The organism is Clostridioides sp. ZZV15-6383 (genome assembly GCF_020657735.1).
In the GTDB taxonomy this organism is placed as follows: Bacteria; Bacillota; Clostridia; order Peptostreptococcales; family Peptostreptococcaceae; genus Clostridioides; species Clostridioides difficile_D.
Genome location: NZ_JAGWCV010000112.1, coordinates 1 through 2,635, shown reverse-complemented (window position 1 = coordinate 2,635; position 2,635 = coordinate 1). Strand labels below are relative to the sequence as shown.

Genomic DNA, 2,635 nt, shown 5'->3' with positions numbered 1-2,635 from the left:
TTTTTTTTATGGTACGGCGACCCCAGAGACTTAAACAGAGTGGATGGTCGGCAGCGTTAGAAGTGTATAAGAGGCAGATATATATGTATTAAAATTAAGACAAAACTTTAACTTTACTATTTGTGTAAAAAGTAATATAATTTAAAATTGATTATAAATCTAACTTTTTCTCTATCAAAATATTTTAGGAGGTGAGACATTTGAAAAAAACTAATGGTTTAAAAGAGATTTTAAACTGGAATAATATTAAGAATTTAAAGCCTTCAAAGGGTTTAAAAAATATATTAGAAATTTTTAAAAGTGACCTAAAAGATATACGTGGCAATTATGCAGTACTTATAATAGTTTTAGGTCTTGCTTTTTTACCCTCTCTCTATGCTTGGTTCAATATAAAAGCATCTTGGGACCCTTATGGAAGTACTGCTAATATGCTTGTAGCAGTAACAAATGAAGATAAAGGAAATGAAATAGCAGGACAGAAAATTAATGTAGGAAACCAATTAATTGAACAACTTAAGGATAACAGAAGTTTAGGTTGGCAATTTGTAGATGAAAAAACCGCTCTTGAAGGTGTTAAAAAAGGTACTTATTATGCATCACTTAAGATTCCAAAAAATTTTACAAAAGATTTGACATCCTTAATTACAGATGATGTTAAAAAGGGCGAAATTATCTATACAGTTAATGAAAAAATAAATGCAGTTGCTCCAAAGATTACTGATAAAGGAGCTTCTACAATACAATTGCAGGTTAATCAGACTATAGTAAAAACAGTTAGTGAAATCGTTCTTGGTATATCAAATGGAGTTGGTGCAGGAATTGAACACAGTCTTCCAAAATTGACAAAAGTTGAAAGTTCCCTTATAGACCTTCAAAAGAGATTTGACCATATAAATAAGACTGTTGATTTAGCTTCTGATGCTACTTCAAAGTTGTCTGATACAGTCAAAGATATTAAATCTGATTTACCTACTATTAAAAAGACTTTGAATGATACAAAATTATTATCAACTGATTTAAAGAAATTCTTAGAGGACACAAACAATAATTTAGATGAACTTTCTCCTCTTATAAAGTCTGACTTAAACTTAATGGTTGATCTTTCATCTTCAGCATCTTCTCTTACACTCAATTTAATTGATGCAGTAAATAGTGGAAGTGAAGATGTACCTAAATTGATAGATAATTTATCAGAAAAGCTTTCTAATTTACAATCTTTAAATGATACTTTAGAAGACTTTTTAACTAAATTGAATCAGCTTACATCAAACAATAGATTAGATGATGTAATCGATAGTCTTGAAGACTCTAATAATAAAATAGATTCTTCTATATCAACATTAAATGATATTAAAAATAAGGTTATATCTGGACAACAACCATCTATAAGTGCTTTGAATAATGTTTTAAGTCTATCAAATGGTATTGGAAGAATTAATTTAAATATTTTAAATAATTTTGACTCAAAAATATCAAAACCTATAAATAGTATATTTGCAAACAGTATAAAAGTAGCAAATGATATAATTACTGTTTTAGATAAGGCAGAAGCAAAACTTCCAAAGGTTGAAGAAATACTTACTACTTCTCTAAAACTTTCAGGAAATGCACAGGAAAGTATATCATTGATAAGAGAAAGACTTCCTTTAGCAAAAGGGATGTTGGATGATTTGATTGATACTTTAAGCAAGATTAGTAATGGTGAAGATATGAAAAAATTAGTCAGCTTACTTGAAAGTGATATATTAACAAAGTCTAATTTCTTAAAAGAACCTGTTGAGGTGAAAACAGAAAAATTATATCCAATTGAAAACTATGGATCTGCAATGACACCATTTTATAGTGTTCTTTCTACATGGGTAGGTATATTGCTTATTTCAGCGCTATTATCTACATCTGTACATGGAAACTATAAGCCATATGAAACTTACTTTGGAAGAGGTCTTACTTTTTTAAGTATAGCTCTCGTTCAAGGTTTCATAATTGGAGTTGGAGATATACTGTTATTGGGAGTAACAGCAAAACACCCAATTTTATTGATACTTCTACTCATGTTTACTAGTATGGTATTTAACTTTATAGTGTATTCGTTAGTTTCTGTATTTGGAAATGTAGGAAAAGCAATTGCAATAGTACTATTAGTCGTTCAGATTGGTTCTTCTGGGGGTACATTCCCTATACAAGTTACACCTACATTCTTCCAAAGAATAAACCCTATAATGCCATTTACCTATGCAATAGGTGCTACAAGGGAAGCAGTGGGTGGTATATATGCTCCAAATTTAACTAAAGATATATTAGTTCTGTTACTATTCATGATTCTGTCTATTTGTTTAAACGTACTTCTAAAAGGACCTATAAATAGAGTTATAAAACCGTTTAATGATAAATTTGGCGATAGTAATTTAACTGGTCATTAAAAAATTAATTATGTATTTAAATATATTTTTTTAACAATATTCTAAGTTCATATTAAAAGGTAGTAGCTTTTTAGCTACTACCTTTTTCCAACTTAAAAACTAATATTTACTACAAAATATATCATAGAAAAAAGCAAAAAAATTCGTTCTTTCCTAAATTTATCTTATAAATATTTAGATATATCCTACTTAATAAACAGGGATATACATAGTAT

1 protein-coding gene is annotated in these 2,635 nt (G+C 28.5%); it reads left to right on the top strand.

Annotated features, from left to right (window positions below):
* Positions 1-191: 191 nt before the first annotated feature.
* Positions 192-2,420: a YhgE/Pip domain-containing protein gene (locus KGF42_RS18840; RefSeq protein ID WP_227826890.1), complete on the top strand. Its 2,229-nt coding sequence runs from the start codon at positions 192-194 to the stop codon at positions 2,418-2,420.
* The last annotated feature ends 215 nt before the right edge of the window (positions 2,421-2,635 follow it).